General features: G+C 63.4%; 20 protein-coding genes. 12 read left to right on the top strand and 8 right to left on the bottom strand.

The features are described from left to right. Nucleotides 1-5: 5 nt before the first annotated feature. The 4 genes from JVX98_RS03685 (at nt 6) to JVX98_RS03670 (ending at nt 3178) form a co-directional block, all read left to right on the top strand. Nucleotides 6-890 carry an ABC transporter permease gene (locus JVX98_RS03685; RefSeq protein WP_205236904.1) on the top strand — a complete coding sequence of 295 codons (885 nt, stop codon included), beginning with the start codon at nt 6-8 and terminating at the stop codon, nt 888-890. A gap of 36 nt (nt 891-926) precedes the next feature. Continuing rightward, complete coding sequence (locus tag JVX98_RS03680; RefSeq protein ID WP_205236903.1) at nt 927-1910, top strand: ABC transporter substrate-binding protein; 984 nt, start codon at nt 927-929, stop codon at nt 1908-1910. A gap of 9 nt (nt 1911-1919) precedes the next feature. Then, nucleotides 1920-2690, top strand: a complete 771-nt coding sequence (locus JVX98_RS03675) for an ABC transporter ATP-binding protein (protein ID WP_205236902.1) — start codon at nt 1920-1922, stop codon at nt 2688-2690. A 113-nt stretch (nt 2691-2803) separates the two neighbouring features. After that, nucleotides 2804-3178 carry a hypothetical protein gene (locus tag JVX98_RS03670; RefSeq protein WP_205236901.1) on the top strand — a complete coding sequence of 125 codons (375 nt, stop codon included), beginning with the start codon at nt 2804-2806 and terminating at the stop codon, nt 3176-3178. A gap of 119 nt (nt 3179-3297) precedes the next feature. Here JVX98_RS03670 and JVX98_RS03665 read toward each other — a convergent pair whose 3' ends face one another. From JVX98_RS03665 to JVX98_RS03650, 4 genes are all read right to left on the bottom strand, one after another. Next, a complete protein-coding gene (locus JVX98_RS03665) occupies nt 3298-4320 on the bottom strand; it encodes an LLM class flavin-dependent oxidoreductase (protein WP_205236900.1) in 1023 nt (340 codons plus the stop codon). Nucleotides 4321-4451: 131 nt separating this feature from the next. After that, nucleotides 4452-4766 carry a cupredoxin family copper-binding protein gene (locus tag JVX98_RS03660; protein WP_205236899.1) on the bottom strand — a complete coding sequence of 105 codons (315 nt, stop codon included), beginning with the start codon at nt 4764-4766 and terminating at the stop codon, nt 4452-4454. Nucleotides 4767-4774: 8 nt separating this feature from the next. Then, complete coding sequence (locus JVX98_RS03655; RefSeq protein WP_205236898.1) at nt 4775-5296, bottom strand: DUF4142 domain-containing protein; 522 nt, start codon at nt 5294-5296, stop codon at nt 4775-4777. An 88-nt stretch (nt 5297-5384) separates the two neighbouring features. Further along, complete coding sequence (locus JVX98_RS03650; RefSeq protein ID WP_205236897.1) at nt 5385-6083, bottom strand: RNA polymerase sigma factor; 699 nt, start codon at nt 6081-6083, stop codon at nt 5385-5387. 308 nt (nt 6084-6391) lie between these two features. On the opposite strand from JVX98_RS03650, the gene JVX98_RS03645 reads away from it, so the two are divergent. From JVX98_RS03645 to JVX98_RS03635, 3 genes are all read left to right on the top strand, one after another. Beyond that, complete coding sequence (locus JVX98_RS03645; RefSeq protein ID WP_043611094.1) at nt 6392-6802, top strand: hypothetical protein; 411 nt, start codon at nt 6392-6394, stop codon at nt 6800-6802. A 321-nt stretch (nt 6803-7123) separates the two neighbouring features. Continuing rightward, nucleotides 7124-8827 (top strand): amidohydrolase, encoded by a 1704-nt coding sequence (locus JVX98_RS03640; protein ID WP_205236896.1) that lies wholly within the window; start codon nt 7124-7126, stop codon nt 8825-8827. A gap of 217 nt (nt 8828-9044) precedes the next feature. Further along, complete coding sequence (locus tag JVX98_RS03635) at nt 9045-9983, top strand: LysR family transcriptional regulator (RefSeq protein ID WP_205236895.1); 939 nt, start codon at nt 9045-9047, stop codon at nt 9981-9983. A 56-nt stretch (nt 9984-10039) separates the two neighbouring features. Here the strand turns inward: JVX98_RS03635 and JVX98_RS03630 are convergent, their stop codons facing one another. The 3 genes from JVX98_RS03630 to JVX98_RS03620 are packed head-to-tail and all read right to left on the bottom strand — an operon-like array spanning nt 10040 to nt 12512. After that, entirely contained in the window at nt 10040-11872 is a 1833-nt protein-coding gene (locus JVX98_RS03630) for a carbamoyltransferase (RefSeq protein ID WP_192449363.1), read from the bottom strand. 12 nt (nt 11873-11884) lie between these two features. Continuing rightward, complete coding sequence (locus JVX98_RS03625) at nt 11885-12034, bottom strand: DUF5989 family protein (protein WP_089043047.1); 150 nt, start codon at nt 12032-12034, stop codon at nt 11885-11887. A gap of 46 nt (nt 12035-12080) precedes the next feature. After that, entirely contained in the window at nt 12081-12512 is a 432-nt protein-coding gene (locus JVX98_RS03620) for an SxtJ family membrane protein (protein WP_043611091.1), read from the bottom strand. A 481-nt stretch (nt 12513-12993) separates the two neighbouring features. Between JVX98_RS03620 and JVX98_RS03615 the strand changes: the two genes are divergently transcribed. The 5 genes from JVX98_RS03615 (at nt 12994) to JVX98_RS03595 (ending at nt 18667) form a co-directional block, all read left to right on the top strand. Next, nucleotides 12994-14802 carry a sensor histidine kinase gene (locus JVX98_RS03615; RefSeq protein WP_205236894.1) on the top strand — a complete coding sequence of 603 codons (1809 nt, stop codon included), beginning with the start codon at nt 12994-12996 and terminating at the stop codon, nt 14800-14802. Further along, on the top strand, nt 14763-15446 hold the full coding sequence (locus JVX98_RS03610) for a response regulator transcription factor (protein WP_043611089.1): 684 nt from the start codon (nt 14763-14765) through the stop codon (nt 15444-15446). The genes JVX98_RS03615 and JVX98_RS03610 overlap by 40 nt, the downstream gene beginning before the upstream one ends. A gap of 385 nt (nt 15447-15831) precedes the next feature. Continuing rightward, nucleotides 15832-16245 (top strand): hypothetical protein, encoded by a 414-nt coding sequence (locus JVX98_RS03605; protein WP_192449367.1) that lies wholly within the window; start codon nt 15832-15834, stop codon nt 16243-16245. A 66-nt stretch (nt 16246-16311) separates the two neighbouring features. After that, the gene (locus JVX98_RS03600; RefSeq protein WP_192449368.1) at nt 16312-17559 is read left to right on the top strand and encodes a hypothetical protein; all 1248 of its coding nucleotides are present in this window, start codon (nt 16312-16314) and stop codon (nt 17557-17559) included. A 25-nt stretch (nt 17560-17584) separates the two neighbouring features. Further along, nucleotides 17585-18667, top strand: a complete 1083-nt coding sequence (locus JVX98_RS03595; RefSeq protein ID WP_205236893.1) for an SGNH/GDSL hydrolase family protein — start codon at nt 17585-17587, stop codon at nt 18665-18667. A gap of 43 nt (nt 18668-18710) precedes the next feature. On the opposite strand, the gene JVX98_RS03590 is transcribed toward JVX98_RS03595, so the two are convergent. Then, a complete protein-coding gene (locus JVX98_RS03590; protein WP_205236892.1) occupies nt 18711-21695 on the bottom strand; it encodes an autotransporter domain-containing protein in 2985 nt (994 codons plus the stop codon). Nucleotides 21696-21743: the final 48 nt, after the last annotated feature.

Below are 21743 nucleotides of genomic sequence, written 5' to 3'. Positions count from 1 at the left end.
CCGCCATGTCCTATGAAACTATCAACCCTTCGCTTGCGGCAGGCTTTGCGACCGCGCGCCGTGAAGCTTCCACCAAAAGTTCCACGGCGCCCGCCGCGCATTCCCGGCCGAACAGCGTGCCGCGCTGGCGCCGCCTGCTCGGCGCGATCGTCGCCCGCTACGGTCTCGTGCTTGCGTTTCTGGCCTTCTGGCAGGTTGCAAGCACCGTCGGCTGGGTCAACGCGGCGGTCTTTCCGCCGCTCGACGTGATCCTGGCTGCCCTTTGGGACGGCATCGCCGGCGGCGCGCTGCTCGACGATATCGCCATCAGCCTGCAGCGGTCGGGCATTGCCTTTGCCGCTGCCGTCGCCGTCGGTATACCGCTCGGACTGTTCATGGGCCAGGTCCGGCTCGTCGAGCAGGCGCTCGACCCCATCCTGCAGCTTTTCCGCCAGACCTCGGCCCTGGCGCTCTATCCGGTCTTCATCCTGCTGCTCGGCCTCGGCGAGACCTCCAAGGTCTTCGTGATCTTCTGGGCGACGCTGTTTCCGATCCTGTTATCGACGATCGGCGGGGTCAAGGAGGTCGACAGGAAGCTGATCGAGATGGCCCGCACCTACGGCGCCGGCTCGCTCGCGGTCTTCCGCCGCGTGGTTCTGCCGGCCTCGGTGCCTGCGATCTTCGTCGGCCTCAGGCTCTCGGCGACGACCGCGCTTCTGCTTCTGATCGCCGCCGAAATGATCGGAGCGAACAAGGGCATCGGCTTCCAGGTGATGAACGCCCAGTACAACTTCCAGATCCCGCTGATGTTTGCGTCGATCCTGCTGCTTGCCCTGCTCGGTCTCGCCGCCAACGCGCTGCTTGTTCTCATCCAGCGCAATCTCTGCCGCTGGTCTGCGCCGAGCGTCTGACCGCCTCTACCAGTTCTCCTTCGAAAGGATATCAAGATGACCTTCCATCCCCGCAATCTCCTTCTCTCGGCAGCCGTCACGCTTGGCCTTGCGGCGCCGGCCGCCGCCGCCGACGCCGTCACGCTGCGTTATCTCGCCAGCCAGGGCGGCCTGTCGGCCCATGAACTCGCGCAGGAACTCGGCTATTTCGACGGCACCGGCATCACGATCGAGAGCGTCGGCTTTGCCACCGGCGGGCCGGCGTCGCTGATCGCGCTTGCATCCGGCGATGTCGAGATCGGCAGCGCGGCGACCTCGGCCGTGCTGAACTCGATCATCAGCGGCAACGACTTTGTCGCCGCCTATCCCTCCAACGGCATCAATGACGAGGTGCAGTCGATCTTCTACGTGTTGGAAGACAGCCCGATCAAAAGCATCAAGGACATCGCCGGCAAGAGCATTGCGGTGAACACGCTCGGTGCTCACCTCGACTATACGATCCGCGAGGCGCTGCATTCGGTCGGCTTGCCGACGGACGCGGCCAATCAGGTCGTCGTTCCCGGCCCGCAGCTGGAGCAGGTCCTGCGCTCCGGCCAGGTGGATATCTCCGCCTTCGGCTATTGGCAGACGACCTTCGAAGGGGCGGCCCGCAAGAACGGCGGCCTGCGCGCCATCTTCGACGACACCGACGTGCTCGGCGAGATCGCCGGCGGCTTCGTCGTTCTGCGACGCGACTTCGTGAAGGACCATCCCGAAGCGGCAAAGACCTTCGTGCTGCAGTCGGCCCGTGCGCTCGACTATGCCCGCGAACATCCGCAGGAAACGAAGGAGATCCTGGCGAAGGCCCTGAAGGCCCGCGGCGAGAATCCCGACATCGCCCAGTACTTCCGCGGCTATGGCGTGCGGGCCGGTGGCCTGCCGGTCGAGCGTGACCTTCAGTTCTGGATCGACGTGCTGGTGCGCGAGGGCAAGCTCAAGCAGGACCAGTTGACGCCGAAGGACGTGCTCTTTGCCGTCGATGGCGCAACGGCCAGCAACTGAGGACGTTCCATGAGTGTTGCCCAGAACCTTCGCCGGGGAGAGGTGACGATCCGTCACCTCTCCAAGACCTACCGCCTGAACGGCGCGCCTCTGCCCGTGCTTCGGGATATCAACCTTCATATCCGCTCCGGCGAGACGCTTGCCATCGTCGGCGCCAGCGGCTCGGGCAAGACGACCCTGCTTCGGGTGCTGGCGGGTCTCGAGGATCCGGATGCCGGCGAGGTGCTGATCGACGGCAAGCTGACCAGAGGCGTCGGTACCGACCGTGCGGTGATCTTCCAGGAGCCGCGGCTTTTGCCGTGGCTGACCGTGCTCGACAATGTCGGCTTCGGGTTGGAGACGCGTGGGCTTTCCCGTGGGCAGGCGCGGGAGCGGGCGCGGCGCTACGTCCAGCTGGTCGGCCTGCAACAGTTTGAAGGCGCCTATCCGCGACAATTGTCGGGCGGCATGGCGCAGCGGGTCGGCATTGCCCGGGCGCTCGCCGTCCAGCCGGAAATCCTGCTGCTCGACGAGCCGCTGGGCGCGCTCGACGCCATGACCAAGATCAGCATGCAGCAGGAGCTCGCACGCATCTGGCGCGACGAGGACGTGACGACCGTGCTCGTCACCCACGATCTCGAGGAGGCGATCTATCTCGCCGACCGCATCCTCATCCTGCCGCGCGAAAAGGGCGGCGAACCGCGGCTGATCGAGATCGACCTGCCGCGGCCGCGCGACCGCAGCGCCAGCGCCTTCGTGCGCCAGCGCGAGGAACTGCTCGGCATCTTCGGACTGCATTGAGGTTGCTTGCGGAACGGTTGCAGCGGCTGGGCGTTATCTTGGGGAAGCGGCATTCACCGGGGGCGACGCTGCCCGGTGAATGCCGGATGCCGAGCCGAGACAGGAGCAACGCCATGAAGCTTTCGAAGGGAATGTCATTCGCCGCAATCGTCTTCGCCCTTGGCGCGGCAGCACCGGCGATGGCCAACGGTTTCTACACCGGTATCGATCCCCACAATCCGCCGGGCACCCAGAACAGGGTTCTCTACGGGCAACCCTATTATGTCGAGCCCGCGCCCGGCCCGGTCTATGTCGAGCCTGTGCAGCCTCAGGTCTATGTCGATCCGATGCCGACCGGCAGCATCTATGTCGACCCGGCCCCGGATTACATCTATCGCCCACCGGCACGCACGCTGGGTGACGCGCGCCAGCGCTATACGGGCGAGTATCAGAGCGGCGGACAGGGCGACTATTACCTCGGCGTCGCGCATCCGCCGCAGGTTCCCTGAAACGGCGACTGAGTGAAGGGGCGCGGCCCTAGAGCCGCGCTACCTACCTCCGGCCGGCTGCCCCCTCCGGCCGGCTGCCCGATGTCAGATTCCAGGCGTTTGAGACGCGTCACCTGGTGTTAGCGCCAACCAAGCGCCGGCGAGACATGCTTGAGGATCGCTTCGATCACATGGGCGTTGTATTCGACGCCAAGCTGGTTCGGGACCGTCAGTAGCAGCGTGTCGGCCTCGGCGATCGCCTCGTCCTTCGCCAGTTGCTCGACCAGAACGTCGGGTGCTGCAGCGTAGCTGCGCCCGAAGATCGCCCGTGTCTTGTCGTCGATGAAGCCGATCTGGTCTTCCTGCTTGTTTCCGCCGCCGAAATACATCCGGTCGCGATCATCCACCAACGCAAAGATGCTGCGGCTGACCGAGACTCGCGGCTCGCGCGTGTGGCCCGCCGCCTTCCAGGCCTCCCGGTAGGCGCGGATCTGGTCGGCCTGCTGGACGTGGAATGGCAGGCCTGTTTCGTCGTCCTTCAGCGTCGAACTTTGCAGGTTCATGCCAAGCTTTGCGGCCCAGACGGCCGTGGCGTTCGAGCTTGCGCCCCACCAGATGCGCTCTCTCAAGCCATCCGAATGCGGCTCGAGGCGCAGCAGGCCGGGCGGGTTGGGAAACATCGGTCGCGGATTGGGTTCGGCGAAGCTTTCGCCGCGCAGGACGTCGAGCAGCACTTCCGCGTGCCGTCTTGCCATGTCGCTCTCAGTCTCGCTTTCGCCTGGCTGGTAGCCGAAGTGGCGCCAGCCATCGATCACCTGCTCCGGCGAGCCGCGGCTGATCCCGAGCTGCAGTCGTCCACCGGCAATGAGATCGGCCGCACCCGCATCCTCGGCCATGTAGAGCGGGTTCTCGTAGCGCATGTCGATGACGGCCGTGCCGATCTCGATCCGGCTCGTCTTTGCACCGACCGCCGCCAGAAGCGGAAACGGCGAGGCGAGCTGGCGGGCGAAGTGATGAACGCGGAAATAGGCGCCGTCTGCGCCGAGTTCTTCGGCCGCAACGGCGAGATCGATCGACTGCAGCAGGGCGTCGCCCGCCGATCGCGTCTGCGACTGCGGCGAGGGCGTCCAGTGTCCGAAGGAAAGAAAACCGATCTTCTTCATGGCCGTGCCGCCTCCTCGATGGAACCAGACTTCCATGGCACAATTCGGGTTCCGGATACAGCCGGTGTCCGGTGACTTCGCCGTGAACGGCAGCGCGCGAGGGTGACCACGCGCTGCCGTCCTCAAGTCTTTCATCGCACCTGCAGGCGCGCTTTCATGTTCGGGTGAAAGCGGCAGATATAGTCGAAGGTTCCGGCTTTGGTGACGGTGAGCGTCGCGGTCTTTTTCGGGGGTATCACCACGTCGAAATCACCCTTGACCGTTGCCGTGTGCGCCATGACGTCCCTGTTGTCCCACTCGATCACGTCGCCGACGGCGGCGCTGACTTCGGCGGGTGAAAAGACGAGCTTATCGATGGTGACACGGATGGTCTCCGCTTGTGCCGACGGCGCAATCAGCATGAGGGCCAGGCCGCACAGCGCGCCAAGGCTTCGCTTTCGGATCATGACGCCTCCTACTTCATCATCTCGGCGACATGCTCGGCATGTTGCTGGTGGCCCTGGAACAGCTTGAGGCCGGTCTCCAGCAGGTCCTTGAGCTCGGCATTCTTCGCGGAGGGAATGAGCAGGGTTTCAAGCGCGCCGTTGACCTGCTTGTGGTAGGCAACCTCGTTGGCGACATAGGCCTTGTCGAAGTCGGCGCCGCTCAGCTTCGCCAGCCTTTCACGCTCGTGCTTCGCCGCTTTCGTCAGCGCGCGGCTGGTATCGTTGTCCTCGGGCGTCACCTTGAGTTTCTTGACGAGATCGAGGGCCTGCTTGTTGACGGCCTCATGGTCGCGCAGCATGTCGTTGGCGAAGCTGATGACTTCCTTGTCCGTGGAGATTTTCAGGGCCTGCTTGGCGGCCTCGATATCGATGACGCCTGCGGTATAGGCGATATGGGCGATCTGGGGGTCGGTGACCTTCGTCCCGGCTGCAAGGGTCGCGCCACTGATGAGGCAGGCGACGGCGAGGGCTGAGGTGAGGCGGGCGTACATCGGGAACTCCTCTCCGGCGGCGATCGCCGCCGGTCTTGATGGATCACGCCCATTGGATGCGCGCCGCCTTCAAAGGTTCCCGGAAATGTCAGCCTGAAAGCCCGAGCCGGTTCATGACTGCCTCCGTCAAACGGGCGCAACGGCGCCCGGCAAAGGGGAAGGCATTCAAAAGTACGGGGCCGACCTGGCGATGGATCTGCTGGCGCAGAAGCTGGCGGGCCCGGTGCAGGCGGCTTCTGACCGTCTTCGGGTTGATGCCGAGCAGGGCTGCGGTCTCTTCGACGCTCATCGCTTCGATCACCCGGGCAGTGAACACTTGGCGGAAGGCTTCCGGCAGGGCGTCGGCCGCCTCTTCCACCAGCCGCAGGATCTGCCGCTGCGCAAGGCTGCGTTCCGGATCGTCGGCATTCGCAGCATTGGGAAAGGGTACGATCTCGGCGCCTGCACTGTCCGTCGCGAGCGGAACCTCCCGTCGCGTCGCCGACCGGCGCAGGCGTCCGAGCGCCTCATTCAGCACGACGCGATGCAGCCACGTGGCGAGGCTGGCGTCGCCGCGAAAGGTTTCGAGGTGTTCGAAGGCGCGCAGATAGGCTTCCTGCACCACATCCTCGGCGATGCTGTCGTTGCGCACGACGGCGCGGGCGATGCGAAAAAGCCGCTGGTTGTGCCTCGTCATGATGATCCGGAAGGCTTCCGGGTCGGTCGCAAGCGCGCGCTCGACGAGCGCCTCGTCCGTCAAATGGTCCGCGTCCGCCGTGGTGCGTCTTGTCAGCAGTGCATCGTTCATCATCCACCTCCAAACCATCGTTTGATGCGGATCGGGCAACAACGTTCCCGAGAAAGCATACGCCGCGTGAGCGGCAACCGAAATAGGGCTTGACTGGAGCGGTGAGGACAGCTGTTCGAGGCGGCATTTTGCGCATTTCTGCCAGCGGAAGTTGGGTCTCTTGGCGCCGTTCGCGCGGCGGTAATCGCGGGTCCTCTTTTTTTCTCACGACAGGGAACCGGGGTTCCCTCCGGCGAGTTTGAGGAACGGCGACCCCGGTATGGAGGGGCGCGTATCGCGGTCGCATCTTCGCACTAGGAGAGACGACGATGAAGCATCAAACCATCGAACAGTTGCAAGCGCTCGCCGAAATTCGTTCCGATCCCGCGATGACGAGAACGGAACGGCTTCAGCGTTGGGCCGAACTCTTGGAAAGCAATCCCGATCGCCGGCTGGGCACGCTTTCTGGTACTGAACGCGCGACCGCTGCCGCGCGCCAGGCCATGCAGGTTAACGGTTCGCCCATGACCGTCGCCTTCGAGGATACGCAATTGCGCCTCGCGGGGCTCGCAGACGACAGCTACGGTGAAGCAAAACGCTTCTTCGAAATATCGGACCACCAACTGCACGACATCGTCTGCGACTGCAATTTCGGCAGCTCCGTTCGGGCCGCCTATGCCGCCCGGCGGGTTCGCGCGGCCATTGGTCTTTGGCCGCGCCTGAAGGCGCTCTTCAGCTGAGGCTGCGCCGATCGGCCAGCCTCCGGGGAAGCCAGGGCGCCAGCCGGAAGCTTCCCTAAACTCTTGTTTTTATGAGCGGCGCAGGCCTCCGCCTTCGCGCCGGGTGACGATTTTGTGCGCCGCCGGATCGCGAGCCTTGTCCGCCGGGGCTGTATCGGCGCGCGTTTTCGCCTCAGACCCGCGCCGTTCTAGCGCGGCATCGCTCGAACCTAGCCCGAGGGAGTATATCGCTATCCTCCCCACTTGCAGCATCATCCCTTCAACGCCGGTGCTGCGCGGCTCGCCGGGGGTGGAGGGATGCAGCCGCGGGAGGAGGATTTCATGACATTGGCAGCAGTAACCCGTGCCTTGGGTGCAACGTCCGCACTGGCGATCCTGATCGGCACGGCGCAGCCGGTTTGGGCCGCACCCGATCTGATCGTGCTCAACGGCGACGTGCGCACGGTCGACCAGGGCAAGCCGAAGGCACAGGCCTTCGCGATCGAGAACGGCAAGTTCACCGCAATCGGCAGCAATGACGAAATCAAGGCGCTGGCCGATGCCGAGACCAAGATGATCGACGCCGGCGGCAAGACCGTGACCCCGGGTTTCATCGACGGCCATACCCATCTCACGTCCGGGATGGACATGGTGACCGGCGTCGACCTCTCCTACATCCCGGACAAGAAGACCTGGCTCGAAAAGATCAAGGAAGCCGATCAGCGCTTGCCGAAGGGCGTCTGGCTGATGGGCGGTGGCTGGGACTATACGCTCGGCGAGGGCAAGCTGCCGACGAAGGAAGACCTCGACGCCGTGGTGCCGGACCGGGTGGTGGTCCTGCGCGATATCGATTTCCATTCCGTCTGGGTCAATTCCAAGGCGCTGGAAGTGGGCGGCGTTACCGCGAAGTCGGAAGTTGAAGAGGGCGGGCAGGTGCTCTTGAACGACAAGGGCGAGCCGAGCGGCATCCTGCTCGAAAAGGCCGGAGATCTCGTCGAAAAGCATCGTCCGGTGGCGACCGACACGGAACGGCGGGCAGCGCTGCTTGAGACGATGAAGTTTGCCAACAGCCTCGGGATCACCGGCGTCAACGACATGTCGGATCTCGCCGCCGTGCACGACTATGCCGCGATCCTCTCTGAAAAGAAGATGCCGCTTCGCGTCTGGTACGGCTTCTTCGAGGGAGATCCGAAGAAGATTGCCGCAGCGGTCAAGGACCGCAACGAGGTCGACAAGGTTGCCGCCGATTCCGGCGAGCAGGAGGTGAAGGGGCCGATGCTGAAGCTCGGCTACACCAAGTCGGTGATCGACGGGGTGCTCTCGACCCGCACCGCCTATATGCACGAGGACTATTCCGACCAGCACGGCTGGAAGGGCAAGCCTTTCGAGACCAAGGAGCAGCTGGCGGCGGCAATCAAGGCCTCGAACGAAAACGGCTTCCCGACCGCGGTGCACGCGATCGGCGACGGCGGCGTCAGCCTCGTTCTCGACGCCTTTGCCGAAGCCTCGGTGCCGCGGCCGCAGCCGAACCGTATCGAGCATATCGAGGTGGTCGAGACTAAGGACATCCAGCGCTTCAAGGATCTCGGCGTCGTCGCCTCGATGCAGCCGAACCATGCGACCGGCACGATCGGCAAGTACATCACCGAACGCATCGGTACCGATCGCGAGCCGCGGGCCTATGTCTGGCATTCGATGCTCGATGCCGGCGTGCCGCTGGTGTTCGGTTCGGATTGGCCGACATCGCCGCTGAGCCCGCTCACCCAGATCAACGACGCCGTCTTCCGCGAAAGCCCATTTGGTTTGGGTGACGGTCCCTGGCATCCCGAGCAGGCCGTCACCTTCGACCAGGCCCTGCACGGTCTCACCCAGGCCGGTGCCGACATGACGCCCTGGGGGGCTCAGATCGGCTCGATCAGCGTCGGCAAGTGGGCGGATTTCGTCGTGATCGACGGCACCCTCGCAGATCCGCTCGACCGTTCCATCCGCGAACGCAAGGTGGAGGCGACCTATCTCGCCGGAAACGAGGTCTATCGCCGGCCCTGATCGGGAGCGATAGCGTCGGTCGCTTACCGGTCGCCGTGCGAGGACACGTCGATCGGCAGCCTTTTGCGGCGACTTCCCATCGATCCAGATCACGCACGGCCGGCGCTCCCTGCGCCGGCCGGTTTTTTATTGGGTCCATGATGCACTAGCTTAGTGCCTGAAAATTCATAATAATTGCGCTTCACTTTGGACTTTCGCAAGCTAAGGGCGCGATCGAATGGCATTGGACTCGTTGGATGTGCGGCTGCTGCGGATCTTCGTGACGATCGTGGAGGCGGGTGGTTTTGCCGCCGCCCAAGGAGAGCTCAACCTGTCGCTCTCGACGATCTCCAATCATATCTCGGCGTTGGAAAGCCGCCTCGGCCTGATTCTCTGTCAGCGCGGCCGGTCTGGCTTCCGGCTCACTGAGGAAGGGCGTGCCGTCTACGAGGAGGCCAAGCGCCTGTTCGGCACGATCGACCAGTTCGATACCCGCATGAAGGGCCTGCAGCACCGGCTGAACGGCACGCTTTCCGTCGGCCTCATCGACAACACCCTGTCGGACCCGGCCTCCCGCCTGACCCGCGTCTTTGCCCGGATGACGGACGAGGCGCCGGAGGTGGCGCTTTCGATCGTCACCCGGCCGCCGCATGAGTTGCTGCGCGACGTGATAACGGGCGAGCTTCACATCGCTATCGCCAGCTTCCCGCGCACGACGCTGGGGCTCGAATATGTCGATCTCTACGAGGAGACGCAGCGCTTCTATTGCGGGGCCGAACATCCGCTGTTTTCCCGCGACGACAGCACGATCGAAATCGACGACATCCGGTCCCACAATCTGATCGGCCGCTCCTATTGGAATGCCCGCGACCTCAAGATCTTCTCGATCGCCAACCCGCGCGCGACGGTCAGCGACATGGAGGCGGAGGCGCGGCTGATCCTCTCCGGGCGCTATCTCGGCTATCTGCCCGATCACTTTGCCAACCGCTATGTCAGCGAAGGGCTGCTGCGGCCGATCCGTCCGGATCTCTTCAGCTACAGGGCGCCGTTCCAGGCGGCCTTCGACAAGGCGCGCGCGAAGTCGGGGCTGGTGCCGTTTTTCGTCAAGCTGCTGACGAGCGAGTTCGGCGTCGCGCCCTCCGGCCGGAGCGCTTCGCGCTTACGCGCCGGACGGTAGAACGCCGGGTCGCTGCTGCGGCCCGGCGCGCTGAAGGAACACATTGCCCGGCCGTTCTAGTCGAGCTCGAAGTTCTCTTTGTAGTCCTGCTTCAGGTGCGCCGGCTGGTCCTCTTTCTTCAGCATGCAATTGCCGACGACGAGGCGTTCGATCTCCGTTCCCATGAAGCAGCGATAGGCGTCTTCCGGATTGCAGACGATCGGTTCGCCACGCACGTTGAAGCTGGTGTTGACGAGCACCGGGCAGCCGGTGCGCGCCTTGAAGCGGGTCAACAGCTCCCAGTAACGGGGGTTGGTCTCGCGGTGTACCGTCTGGATACGGGCGGAGTAATCGACATGGGTCACCGCCGGTATTTCCGAGCGCGGCACGTTGAGCAGATCGATGCCGAACAGGTTTTCCTGCGGATGATTGGCGTGCAGGCGGCGGCTTTCCAGGACGTCGCCGACAAGGAGCATGTAGGGGCTGTCCGTGTCGATATCGAACCAGTCCGACACGTCTTCGCGCCGGATCGATGGAGCGAAGGGGCGGAAGCTCTCGCGGTACTTGACCTTGAGATTGAGCATCTTCTGCATCGTCGGCGAACGGGCGTCGCCGAGGATCGACCGACCGCCGAGCGCGCGCGGGCCGAATTCCATCCGCCCCTGCATCCAGCCGACCGCCTTTTCCTCGGTCAGGGCCGAGACGGTGGAGGAGGTGATCTCCTCGTCCGAAAGGACCTCGAAGTTCGCCCCGGCATTGGCAAGCCGCTGCTCGACTTCGCCTTGCGCGAAGGCTGGCCCGAGATAGCCGCCCGACATGGCATCGCCGTCCTTCACGACGCGCGTGCTTCCGAGATATTCGTGCCAGACGGAGAGAGCCGCCCCGAGCGCGCCGCCCGCATCACCGGCGGCAGGCTGGATCCAGATGTCGTCGAATATCCCCGCCTTCAGCAACTTGCCGTTCGCCACGCAGTTGAGCGCGACGCCGCCGGCAAGGCAGAGGTTCTTTTCGCCTGTCTGGCGCCGGGCATAGCGGGCGAGCCGCATGACCGCCTCTTCGGTGACGACCTGAACGGAAGCCGCCAGGTCCATCTCACGCTGGGTCAGCGGCGATTCCGGCTTGCGGGGTTCGCCTCCGAAGAGGTCGTTAAAGGCCGGCGAGGTCATCCTCAGGCCCGTGCAATAGCCGAAATAGTGCTGATCCAGACGGAAGGAGCCGTCGTCCTTGAGATCGATCAGGTTGTCGAGGATCGTCTGCGCGAAACGCGGCCGCCCATACGGCGCAAGCCCCATCACCTTGTACTCGCCCGAATTGACCTTGAAGCCCGTATAGTAGGTGAAGGCCGAATAGAGCAGGCCGAGGGAGTGCGGGAAATGCAGCTCCTTCAGGAAGTCGAGGCGATTGTCATGGCCGTGGGCAAGCGACGTGGTGCACCACTCGCCGACGCCGTCCATGGTGAGGACTGCAGCGGAGGCGAAGGGCGAAGGAAAGAAGGCGCTCGCCGCATGGGACTGGTGGTGCTCGGTGAAGAGCAGCGAGCCTTCCCATTCCTTCTTGCCGACAAGCTTGCCGAGATCCTTGCGCAGCATCTTCTTCTGGAAGAGCTTTTCCTTGATCCAGACCGGCATCGCCACGCGAAACGAACTGAAGCCGTGCGGCACAGTCGCAAGATAGGTCTCGACAAGCCGCTCGAACTTCAGGAACGGCTTTTCGTAGAAGACGACATGGTCGATGTCGTTCATGGTGCAGCCTGCTTCCGACAAGCAGTACTCTATTGCCCGCGCCGGAAAGTCGGGGTCGTGTTTCCGGCGCGTGAAGCGCTCTTCCTGTGCGGCGGCTACGATGCGCCCGTCTTCGACGAGCGCGGCCGCGCTATCGTGGTAAAAGGCCGAGATACCGAGGATACGCACGATGGTGCCGCCCTAGAACAGCGTATAGATGAAGGGGGCGACGGCCGTTCCCTGCGTCAGTACTACCAGGGTTCCGAAGATGGTCGTCATGACCAGGATCGGCAGCAACCAGTACTTCTTCCGGTTGCCCATGTAAGACAGGAGTTCCCTAGCAAGGTCCATTTTCGTGTCCTCTGTCCGATACAATAAGGGATAGGTTCTTCAAAATTCAGAACTGGTTCTTCATCGTTGCCTGGGCTGCTTCGGCCTGCGGCTTGTCGATCCAGTAAGTCTTGGCGTTCTTGTCGAACTGTTCGGTCAGCGCGTCATTGCCGCGAAGCCTGAGATAAAAGCCGATCGGCACGAAGGTCGTGACGTAAATCAGGAACATCACGACCGGATTGACGATCTTGAACAGCACAAGGCCGAGCCGCATCCAGAGATGGTTGGCGCGTGTCAGGGTGGAAGGCGCGATCAGGGCCAGGACGACCAGAACCACGCCGATCAGAGCGAGCACAGCCGTTACGGTCGTAATCTCGGAAGCCCGCCACCATTTTACGAGCGCAATCAGGGTAAGGATGCCGCCGACGGTATAGCCGAAACTTCTGTTCGACGGTCCTTCCGGGGGCCTCTCGTGCAGTGGTCCGTGAGAAATGCTCATTGCTATCCACCTCAGAGCGGTTAGCTAAAAAACGCACAATTTTCATTGTGCCGACGAATGAAAAACTTTTTAGTCATTTATATTGGGAGAATATGAGCGGCAAATACTGGGGCAGGTCAATATGCCAATGGATATAGAGGGTCATATCCGGCTTACGATTCTTGGCGCGATCTTCTGATACTCGGGTTGATGCCCGCCGGTCGGCCCTGTTCCAGGGCTTGCCTGCAGCAGTGCAAGGTTCGTGTGGTCCGGGCGCGCGTGCGTAACCTTGGCTATACTGGTGGCGAATGCATTTGAGCGCGGGAAGAGACGAGCGTATGCTGACGACACTTGAATATGCAGATTGCAGCGGCTGCCAGGGCCGTGCCGTCCTCGTCGTCGAAGATGCGGTCGGCGACGGTCGGTGGCCGCGATTTGATTTATCCTCGCTCGTCACGCGCAGGGTTGTTTTCCAAGGGGCGGCGCAGAGCGGAGACTTGGCATGAGGCTAGAGCCGTCAAACCGTTTCAGCGCCCGCCGCTTGAGCCCGGCGGCGGTCGCTCCACCACACGGTGCCGGCGCGCCGATGGATCTGGACCAGGCGTCCGGCCGCAAGGTCTGGACGAACACCTTCCGAGCCCGCTCCGACAAGGTGATCGCCGTCGGGCGCATCCTGCTGGCGCTCGGCAGCGTCTGGATCGCATGGCTCGATTCCGTCCACGTGCCGCTGCCGCCAGAGCCCATCTACTTCCTGCTGATCGGCTATCTCTTCTATGCCATCGCGGCCGCCTTCCTCGTCTGGCGCACGGAGATTTCGCGCGTGCGCGGCACGCTGGTGCGTCACATCATCGATGTCGCGGCGTTTGCGATCTTCATGTCGATGACCGACGGCCCGGCAAGCCCGTTCTTCATGCTGATGCCGTTCACTTTGCTGTCCGCGACGCTGCACTGGCGCTGGCGCGGGGCGCTCTACACCGGTCTCGTCTGCCTGGCGGCCCTGCTCTACCTCGGTTACTTCGATGCCGGCGATATGCTCGATCCGGATGCCGATACGACGACGAACGCCTCGCGGATCCTCTTCATCTTCGTTGCGGCTGCGCTGCTCGTCTGGCTGGGCGCCCACCAGGAGGCGGTCCGGGCCGAGCTTCTTCGGCTGGTGCAGCGAACACCGAGCCAGCCGCGGGGACGCGAGTGGCCGGCGCGCGCGGCCCTCGATTATGCCGCCCATGTCATGCTGGTTCCGCGGGCCCTCCTGTTGTGGACCGATGCGGAGGAGCCCTGGACCTATGCGGCCCTGTGGAACGAAGGCGAGCTCGAGGTCCTGCAGATGCCGCCCGATGCCTTCGGCACCTGGACGGACGAAAAATTGCTGCGCAGCAGCCTGCTTGTCACCGAGGCCGCGCGTGGTCGCGTTCTCGTGCATGTCGGCGAGGGGCGGTTTCATCAATGGTCGGATCCCGCTCCCCCGATCTCGCCAGCGCTTGTGGAAGCTTTCAACATCAACGCAGCGGTCTCGACCTTCTTCCAGGTCGACGATCTGCAGGCGCGCCTTTTCGTTCTGGAGCCGCCTGCGCTCACGCTCGACGACGTGGCGATCGCCGAAATCATCGCCGACAGGATCAAGGCGCTGTTCGAACAGGCGATCCTGGTCAGGCGCCTGAGCGACGAGGCGGCCGTCGACGAGCGCATCCGCATCGGCCGCGACCTGCACGACGGCGTGCTTCAGGCGCTTGCGGGCACGGCACTGCAGCTTCAGTCGCTGCGCAAGCTCAAGGATGCGGGGCCGGAGGTGATTGCCGAACGCCTCGAGGCCATCCAGGCGATGCTGCTCGAAGAACAGCGGGAGCTTCGCGGTTTCATTCGCGCGCTCGAGCCGGGCGGCAATCTCCAGGCTACCGGCGAAATGCAGCTCGAGCGACAACTGGAAGCGGTCGCCGCGCGGCTGCGGCAGCAATGGCAGATCGACGTCTCGATCGCCTTCGACCCGCCATCCGGCATCGACCTGCCGCTGGCGCTGACCTACGAGCTGGCGCGCATGACGTCCGAAGCGACCGCCAACGCGGTCAGGCACGGCGGCGCGCAGAAGGTCAGGATCACGCTCAGCATCGACAACGGATCGATCATGCTGACGATCGACGACGACGGGGTCGGCTTCGGTTATGGTGAGCGTCTTGACCATGCCGAGCTTGAACGAGAAAAAATCGGACCGCGGAGCCTGCGCGAACGGGCGGCAGCGCGTGGCGGAAAACTCGCGATCGAAAGGATAGCGGAATGGACTCGAGTGGTCGTCATGCTGCCAATGCCGCAATAGCGTTGCGCGCGGTCGTCGTCGACGATCATCTGATCGTGCTCGACGGGCTGCGCCGGCTGATCGAGACCGTGCCCGGCTGGGAGGTGGTGGCGACCTGCGAGCGTGCGACCGATGCGCTGCAGGTTCTGTCCGAGCGGGGCGCCGATATCGTCGTCGCCGACCTTCGCATGCCGCATATGGACGGGCTCGAATTCATACGCCAGGTGCGCAGCACCCACGGACAGCAGATCGCGATCGTCATCCTGACGGCTGATATCGGCGACGACCAGGTTGCCGAAGCGATCCGGCTCGGGGTGAACGGCATCGTCCTCAAGGAACAGGCTCCGGACACCCTGATCGACTGCATGAATGTCGTGGCCAGCGGCAAGACCTATTTCCAGGACCAGGCGCTGAAGTCCGCGATCGAGCGAATCCGCGCGCAGGAAGCCGTTGAGACCCGGGGCGTCGACCTGTTGACGCAGCGCGAGATCGAGGTCTCGCGGCTGGCGGCCTCGGGGATCCGAAGCAAGGAGATCGGCGCCCGGCTCGGCATATCGCCGGGCACGGTCAAGCTGCATCTCCACAGCATCTACAGCAAGCTCGGCATCTCGACGCGCGTCGAGCTGGCCAATCTTGCGAACCGGCTTCCGAAAAGCCCTTCGTGACGGCGCCGGCCGCGCTTGCGGGCCGCCTGCCTTTGCGCTGACCCTCCTCCTTCAAAATCGATCGAACCACGGCGACGAAACGCCGCGATCGGCGTTTTTTGTCGCAAGTGAACTGTAAGAAACAGGGCCGGAGTATATCCATCTGGATATATTCAGAACGAAAATCCTGGGATAGAGTTCGGAATTGTAAGGCGTCTCCGGCAGAGAAGTGAAACCTCCGAAGCTCATGTCGCTATATAACGAATAGATTCATGTTCTCGTATTCTGAAAATATTGACGGTGTTCTTCTTTGTTCCGGAGAGCCACTATGCATGTTCAAAGTGTTATTGAAATAGCTGAAACAGACGGTCGGCTTCCGGTCGAGATAATCATAAAGGGTTATCGTTTGAGCCAGAAGCGGCTTACCGTCTTCGTTTTAAACGAGGTGACGCCGGCCGCGGTCAACCGGGTCCTGGATCCCGTGGTGCCGACGTTGCCTCTTTTCATTCCCGGCGTGCTTTACGTCAAGATTTCGGATGATGCCCGCGTGCGGGAAGCGGTCGAGACGGCGGATGTCGTCTATGCCGCGACCAGCCTGTTTCGCGACCAGTTGACGGGGTACGGAACTTTGCCCGGACTGCTTCGACCGATCGAGCTCCTGCGGCCGGATGCTTCCAAGCGCATCCGGCTCGCAAACTCCGGCGAGCACATAAGCTCCGGCGAACCGAAGCGTCCCTCCGTCGCAAAGACGGCGAGGCGTACGACCACCTATCTCGCCAGCCTGGCACGATCCTATTGGCGCGAGGCCGGAAGCGCCTGAAGCGGGCGATGCAGCAACCATCCGAAATGTTTCAACACAGATCGCACAATCAAGGTGTCAGCTGACATGTCCCGAAAAGCCGAACGTCAGGATGCGCTCAACAACAACAATCCGACGGCGACGCCTGCGGATTTCATCGATCAGGACAAGCCCTCATCGAGCGGCACCCTGAAGCGTATGCGCCGTTCGCGCAATTTCGGCGGAATCATGGATGGGCTGATCATTCTCGTTTCGGGCCTTGTCGCCATTCTGCTGTGCGAGATGCTGCTGCGTATGGTGCCGAGCCTGCAGCTTCCGGTCGGCGAGGGCGAATATGTCTATTGCGGCGTGCCACGGGCGCGGCATCAGTCGCATGCGCTCTATGGCTATACCGAAATACCGGGCAACAGCTATTTCGAGCGCTTCAGCCCGCTCGACCCCTGGAACCGCGTCCAGATCAACAGCGACGGTTTCCGCGACAATGCGACGGGAACGGGGTCTCCGGTGTTCGTGCTCGGGGATTCCATGGTGCGCGGCTCGCTCGTCAAGGAAAGCGAAACCTTCAGCTCGCTGCTGAACGCATGGCACCCGCAGCTGCTTCTCAAGAACTACGGCACCGGCGGCTACGGCCAGCCGAACGAGATCCGGGTCTACGAGGACAAGGGCCACAGCATCCCTCATAAACTCGTCGTCGTCGGCCTCTCGCTCAGCACCGACCTCGAGGACAATGCCGAGCGTGCGGTGCTGACACCGTCGTCCGTCGACATCACCGTCGAGCCGGCCGGCAGCGGAACGAAGAAGCCCAGCCTCGCTTTGCAGGCGCATCTGTACCTGTGGCAGAACAGCAAGCTCTACAACTGGTTCTATTCGACGCTGCTCAGACCCTATGTCGGCGACCGGTCGTCCCGCCGTGACATCGGCCACGCGATCGAGCTGACGCGGCGCCTGTTCGTCCGGCTTGCCGACGACGCCCGTAACAACGGCGCCGAGCTGCTCGTCGTCATCCTGCCGGGCTGGGCGGAGCTGGCTGGCCGCGACGACGGCCTGCAGCCGGAAAAACAACGTGAAATGATCAAGGCGTTCGCCGCTGCGACGCCCGGCGTGTACGTGGTCGATCCGACCGAAAAGCTCTCTGCCAACGATCCGATGAAAACCTATGGCATCGGCGACAAGCATCTTTCTCCGCTCGGACATTTTCTTGTCGCGGAGGCGATCGACCAATGGCTGGTCAATGATTGGAGCGGCGGCAAGGGCCTGACGGTCGGCGAGCACCCCTTCGTAAAAACCGCTCCGGTGGAGCCTGATTGCCTGAAGTTTTCTCAGGTCGGACAGTAATCGGCGGACCTGAAAGGAAGATCCGATGAATTCCAATGCAACACGTGTCGTTCAAATGGAACAAAACAGCGTCCGGAAGTCCTCCATTCTCAAACGTGCCCTGCTTGCTGTTCTCGCGACGGCTTTCAGCCTGGCGCTCTGCGGTCTCATGATCGAAGGCATGGCGCGCACCGTCTTTGACAACGGCATGGATTTCGACCTCGAGATGTGGAAATACGCCCGCGACCTGAAACGGGTCAGTGCCGAGCCGGCGATCGGCCACGAGCACATTCCCAATTCGAGCGGCGTGTTCATGGGTGTGCCGGTCAGCATCAATTCGATCGGCCTGCGCAACCGTGAAATCGGCCCGGTTGCCGCCGGGACGACGCGTGTGATGATGCTCGGGGATTCGCTGACCTTCGGCTGGGGCGTCAAAGAGGAAGATACGCCGTCCAGGTTGCTGGAAACGGTCCTCAATGGCGGCAGCCAGGGGGCGCCGAAATACGAGGTGATCAACACCGGTGTCGGCAACTACAACACCCAGATGGAAGTTGCCTACTTCATGACCAAGGGCATCGAGCTCAAGCCGGACGTGGTCGTGCTCAACTATTTCATCAACGACGCCGAGCCGACGCCGCGTCGTCACCAGGTCGGCTGGGGCGAATATTCGCAGGCCTATGTCGTGCTCGCCTCGGCGGTCGACAAGATCTCGCGCATCTTCCTCGGCCGGGCGGACTGGAAGGCCTATTACCGAGGCCTCTATGAAGCCGACCAGCCTGGCTGGACGGAAGGGCAGGATGCCATGCGGCGGCTGATCAGCTTCTGCCGCGAGCGCGGCATCAAGCTCGTGATCGTCAACTATCCCGAGCTGCATGAAGTCAAGCAGTATCCGTTCCCGGAAGTCACCGGCGCTGTCGAAAAGATCGCCGAAAGCGAGAAGGTTCCCTTCCTCGATCTTCGCCCGTCGGTCGAGGATCTCGTTCCCGAAACGCTGTGGGTGTCGCCATCAGACGCGCACCCGAACCGGATCGCCAACGAACGCTTCGCCGCTGCGATCGCCGGAACGCTGGAACGCTCCTACCCGGACCTCTTTGCCGGAGCCGGGTCGGTCGCCAAGGTACAGCCGTGATGCGGCCGCGATCGGCCGTTGCCGGTCTTGGTAGACATGCGATTTAGAAATCGACGATCAGGTTTGCGCGGCCGGCGCTCGACCGCGCGCCGTCGCCGAATTCGCCGAGATAGGTGAGTGCCAACCGGGCTGATTTGGAGAGCCGGGCGGAAATGCCCGCTTCCACCACCAGCGCGTCGCGCGCGATGGGAACGCCCGCGATGGTAAACGGGCTGCCACCGGCAAAGGCAAGGCGCGAGGACGGCGAAAGGTCGCCTTGCGCATGGCGCCATCCGAGCATGCCGGAGGCAGAAACCGGCATCTGGTCCACCGGCAGATCCGCCCACCAGCGCAGGCCGATGGTCGTGAGCATGGCGTCGTCCGTGGCGCCCTCTGCCGATAGCGCTGCCGAACCACCGTTTTCCTGGAACGCATCCGTATCGAGATAGACATAGGCCAGGTTTGCGAACGGCTGCAGCCTGATGTCGTCTGCACTGAGCGTGAAGGAAAGGTCGGCGAAAACCTGTGCAACGGTGCTGTCGTAGTCGGCGGTCAGGTGATCGGCGAACGAGCCGAAGGCGAGGTCACGCTCCGACGAAATCTCGTTGTGGCTATAGATCGCACCGCCTGCAAGGTTCAGCGCTCCGATGTTGCCATATCCGTAGAGGCCGGCATGGTAGGCGTCGACGCGCGCCTGTGGTTGAACGGTGAGATGGCTGTAACCGAGGATCCCGCCGAGGCGCCAATCGTCGGAAGCCGCCATATCGGCGCCAACGAGAACACCTGCCGTACGGCTATCGATAGCGGCGGCGTTGCCGTCACCGGACAAATGGCCCGTGCCTGCAAAACCCGACGTCCAGAAGACGGCGTCCTCTGTTTCCTGAAGTGTCGAGACGGAGGAGCTCGCGCGCTCCAGAACGGCGTCCCGCGGAAAGCGGCTGTCCCAGATCAGCGCGCTCTTGACCGAGGCGTGGACCTCTCCGCTCAGCTGGGAAAAGGCGCTTGCGGCCTTTGCATCATCCAGAGAGAGCACGGCCAGCGTGAGCGGGTTCGTGACGCCCAACGCTTCGACGGCGCTTGCCGTTGCGCGCCCGTTGGCGGTTTCTGCAAGATCCGCGAAGGCAACGTCGTTACGGTCGAGCGTCAGATCGATGCCGGTGGCGCCATAGGTCAGCGTTGGCGAAAGGAAGGCAAGATTGCTGGTCACCGCGTCGAACCGGCCGCTGACAGTGCCGGCGGAAACGATCGTGTAACTCGTCGACGGGTCATAGACGCCGCCGCCCGCGAGGACCGCGAGCCTGCCGCCGTCAAGCGAAAGCGCGCCCGAAACGGCCAGGCGGTCGGATTGCCCTGCCGCATCCACATCCACCTGATAGATCGAGCCCGAACGGAACGTCAGGTCGCCGTTGACGGTGGCAACCGCGATGCCCGGGCCTGGCGAGACCACGCCGCCGGCATCGACCGTCAGGCCGCCGACGATGCCGCTGCCGGACAACAGACCGCCGTCGAAGATTTGGACCGTCCCGGCGATCGTGCCCTGATTGACGAGCGTGCCGCCCGTGATGCTTGCCGCGCCGCTGATGGTGCCTGTGTTTTGGAACAGGCCGCCGCTGTTTGCGAGCGCGGCAATGGTTCCGTCATTCGACCCGGTGCCGGCGTTGGAGACGGCCCCGGCAGTCGCGCCGCTGTTGTTGGTGAACGTGCCGTTGGCGCCGATCTCGACGTCTGCGAGCGCTGCATTGTTGACGACGCTGCCGCCGGCAACGGTTGTCTTTCCGGTCACCGTGCCGTTGCCGTTGTTGGTGAAGGATCCGCTATCGTTGCGCACGGACGCGATGGTTCCGGCATTCGACAGGGTGCCGGCGTTGGTGACGTTGCCGGCGACGGCGCCGCTGTTGTTGACGAAGGCGGCGGCGGCCGCGACGTCGGCGTCGGTGACGACGAAATTGTTCGTCACCGTGCCGCCTGCAACCGTCGTCTTCCCGGCGATGGTGCCGCCGGCATTGTTGGCGAAGCTTCCGGCCGTGTTGGTCAGTCCGGCGATCGTGCCGGCATTCGAGGCGGACCCACTGTTAGTGACCGCGCCGGCGCTCGCCCCCGAGGTGTTCGTGAAGGTGCCGTTCGTGCCGACGATGACCGTACCGAGTGTCGCATTGTTGGTGACGGCGCCGCCCGAGACCGTAGTCTCGCCGGTTACTTCGCCGCCGAAATTGTTGGTGAAGTTTCCGGCGTCGTTGCGCACCGATGCGATGGTGCCGGCGTTCGAGACCGTGCCGGCGTTGGTCATCGCGCCCGCCGTTGCGCCATTGTTGTTGACGAAGGCTGCGGCGGCCGCGACATCCGCATCGGTGACGACGAAGTTGTTGGTGACGGTTCCGCCCGACACCGTCGTTTTCCCGGTGATGGTGCCGCCGGTGTTGTTGGTGAAATTCCCTTGGGTGTTCGTCAGCGAGCCCATGGTTCCGGCGTTGGAGGCGGTACCGGCATTCACCGTCGCGCCGGCGACGGCGCCGGTGTTGTTCACGAAAGTACCCCCGGCCCAGACGTTGACGTCACCGACCTGGCCGTTGTTGGAGAGCGACGTGGCGCTGCCGACGCTGGCGCTGTCCAGCGTTCCGTTCACCGACACGTCGCCGTTGTTCAGCGTCAGTCGTCCGTTGAGGTCCCCGTCGATCGACAGGCTGCCGCCGTTCAACTCGACATCGGAGGTGAGTGCGCCGCCTGCGTTGATGCTGACGCTTCCCGAATTGATCGTGCTGCCGTTGGTGACGGTCAGCGCGCCGGTATTGGAGATGGTGACATTGCCACCATCGACGCCGAGCTGGCGGATCGTCCGGCCGTCGTTGACCTGCGGAGAACCGGTGCTGACCTCCGCTGCGTCGTTTGCGCCGGGCAGGGCCGGCGCCCAGTTCGCACCGTTGCCGAACTCATTGTCGGCTACCCCGGTCCAAACGGACTGGGCAAGCGCGGGCGTCGAGAAGGCAAGGGAAGCTAGTGCCGTGAAAAGGCCGAGGCGTTTGGAAAGAACCGCGAGCGGTGTTTGTCGCATGGGTGCCGCCGGTGCTACGAACGCTCGCGAATCAGCCAGCGGAATGGG

It is taken from the genome of Ensifer sp. PDNC004, assembly GCF_016919405.1.
Taxonomy (GTDB): Bacteria; Pseudomonadota; Alphaproteobacteria; order Rhizobiales; family Rhizobiaceae; genus Ensifer.
The sequence above is the reverse complement of the archived record's forward strand: the minus strand, read 5'-3'. Positions and strand labels throughout refer to the sequence as shown.

Coding starts and splice junctions, on each gene's coding strand:
- JVX98_RS03615 (WP_205236894.1), top strand. CDS start 12,994: ATGAGGCTAGAGCCGTCAAACCGTTTCAGCGCCCGCCGCTTGAGCCCG.
- JVX98_RS03590 (WP_205236892.1), bottom strand. CDS start 21,695: ATGCGACAAACACCGCTCGCGGTTCTTTCCAAACGCCTCGGCCTTTTC.
- JVX98_RS03685 (WP_205236904.1), top strand. CDS start 6: ATGTCCTATGAAACTATCAACCCTTCGCTTGCGGCAGGCTTTGCGACC.
- JVX98_RS03595 (WP_205236893.1), top strand. CDS start 17,585: ATGAATTCCAATGCAACACGTGTCGTTCAAATGGAACAAAACAGCGTC.
- JVX98_RS03625 (WP_089043047.1), bottom strand. CDS start 12,034: ATGGACCTTGCTAGGGAACTCCTGTCTTACATGGGCAACCGGAAGAAG.
- JVX98_RS03655 (WP_205236898.1), bottom strand. CDS start 5,296: ATGTACGCCCGCCTCACCTCAGCCCTCGCCGTCGCCTGCCTCATCAGT.
- JVX98_RS03600 (WP_192449368.1), top strand. CDS start 16,312: ATGTCCCGAAAAGCCGAACGTCAGGATGCGCTCAACAACAACAATCCG.
- JVX98_RS03650 (WP_205236897.1), bottom strand. CDS start 6,083: ATGAACGATGCACTGCTGACAAGACGCACCACGGCGGACGCGGACCAT.
- JVX98_RS03670 (WP_205236901.1), top strand. CDS start 2,804: ATGAAGCTTTCGAAGGGAATGTCATTCGCCGCAATCGTCTTCGCCCTT.
- JVX98_RS03635 (WP_205236895.1), top strand. CDS start 9,045: ATGGCATTGGACTCGTTGGATGTGCGGCTGCTGCGGATCTTCGTGACG.
- JVX98_RS03620 (WP_043611091.1), bottom strand. CDS start 12,512: ATGAGCATTTCTCACGGACCACTGCACGAGAGGCCCCCGGAAGGACCG.
- JVX98_RS03665 (WP_205236900.1), bottom strand. CDS start 4,320: ATGAAGAAGATCGGTTTTCTTTCCTTCGGACACTGGACGCCCTCGCCG.
- JVX98_RS03610 (WP_043611089.1), top strand. CDS start 14,763: ATGGACTCGAGTGGTCGTCATGCTGCCAATGCCGCAATAGCGTTGCGC.
- JVX98_RS03680 (WP_205236903.1), top strand. CDS start 927: ATGACCTTCCATCCCCGCAATCTCCTTCTCTCGGCAGCCGTCACGCTT.
- JVX98_RS03675 (WP_205236902.1), top strand. CDS start 1,920: ATGAGTGTTGCCCAGAACCTTCGCCGGGGAGAGGTGACGATCCGTCAC.
- JVX98_RS03640 (WP_205236896.1), top strand. CDS start 7,124: ATGACATTGGCAGCAGTAACCCGTGCCTTGGGTGCAACGTCCGCACTG.
- JVX98_RS03645 (WP_043611094.1), top strand. CDS start 6,392: ATGAAGCATCAAACCATCGAACAGTTGCAAGCGCTCGCCGAAATTCGT.
- JVX98_RS03660 (WP_205236899.1), bottom strand. CDS start 4,766: ATGATCCGAAAGCGAAGCCTTGGCGCGCTGTGCGGCCTGGCCCTCATG.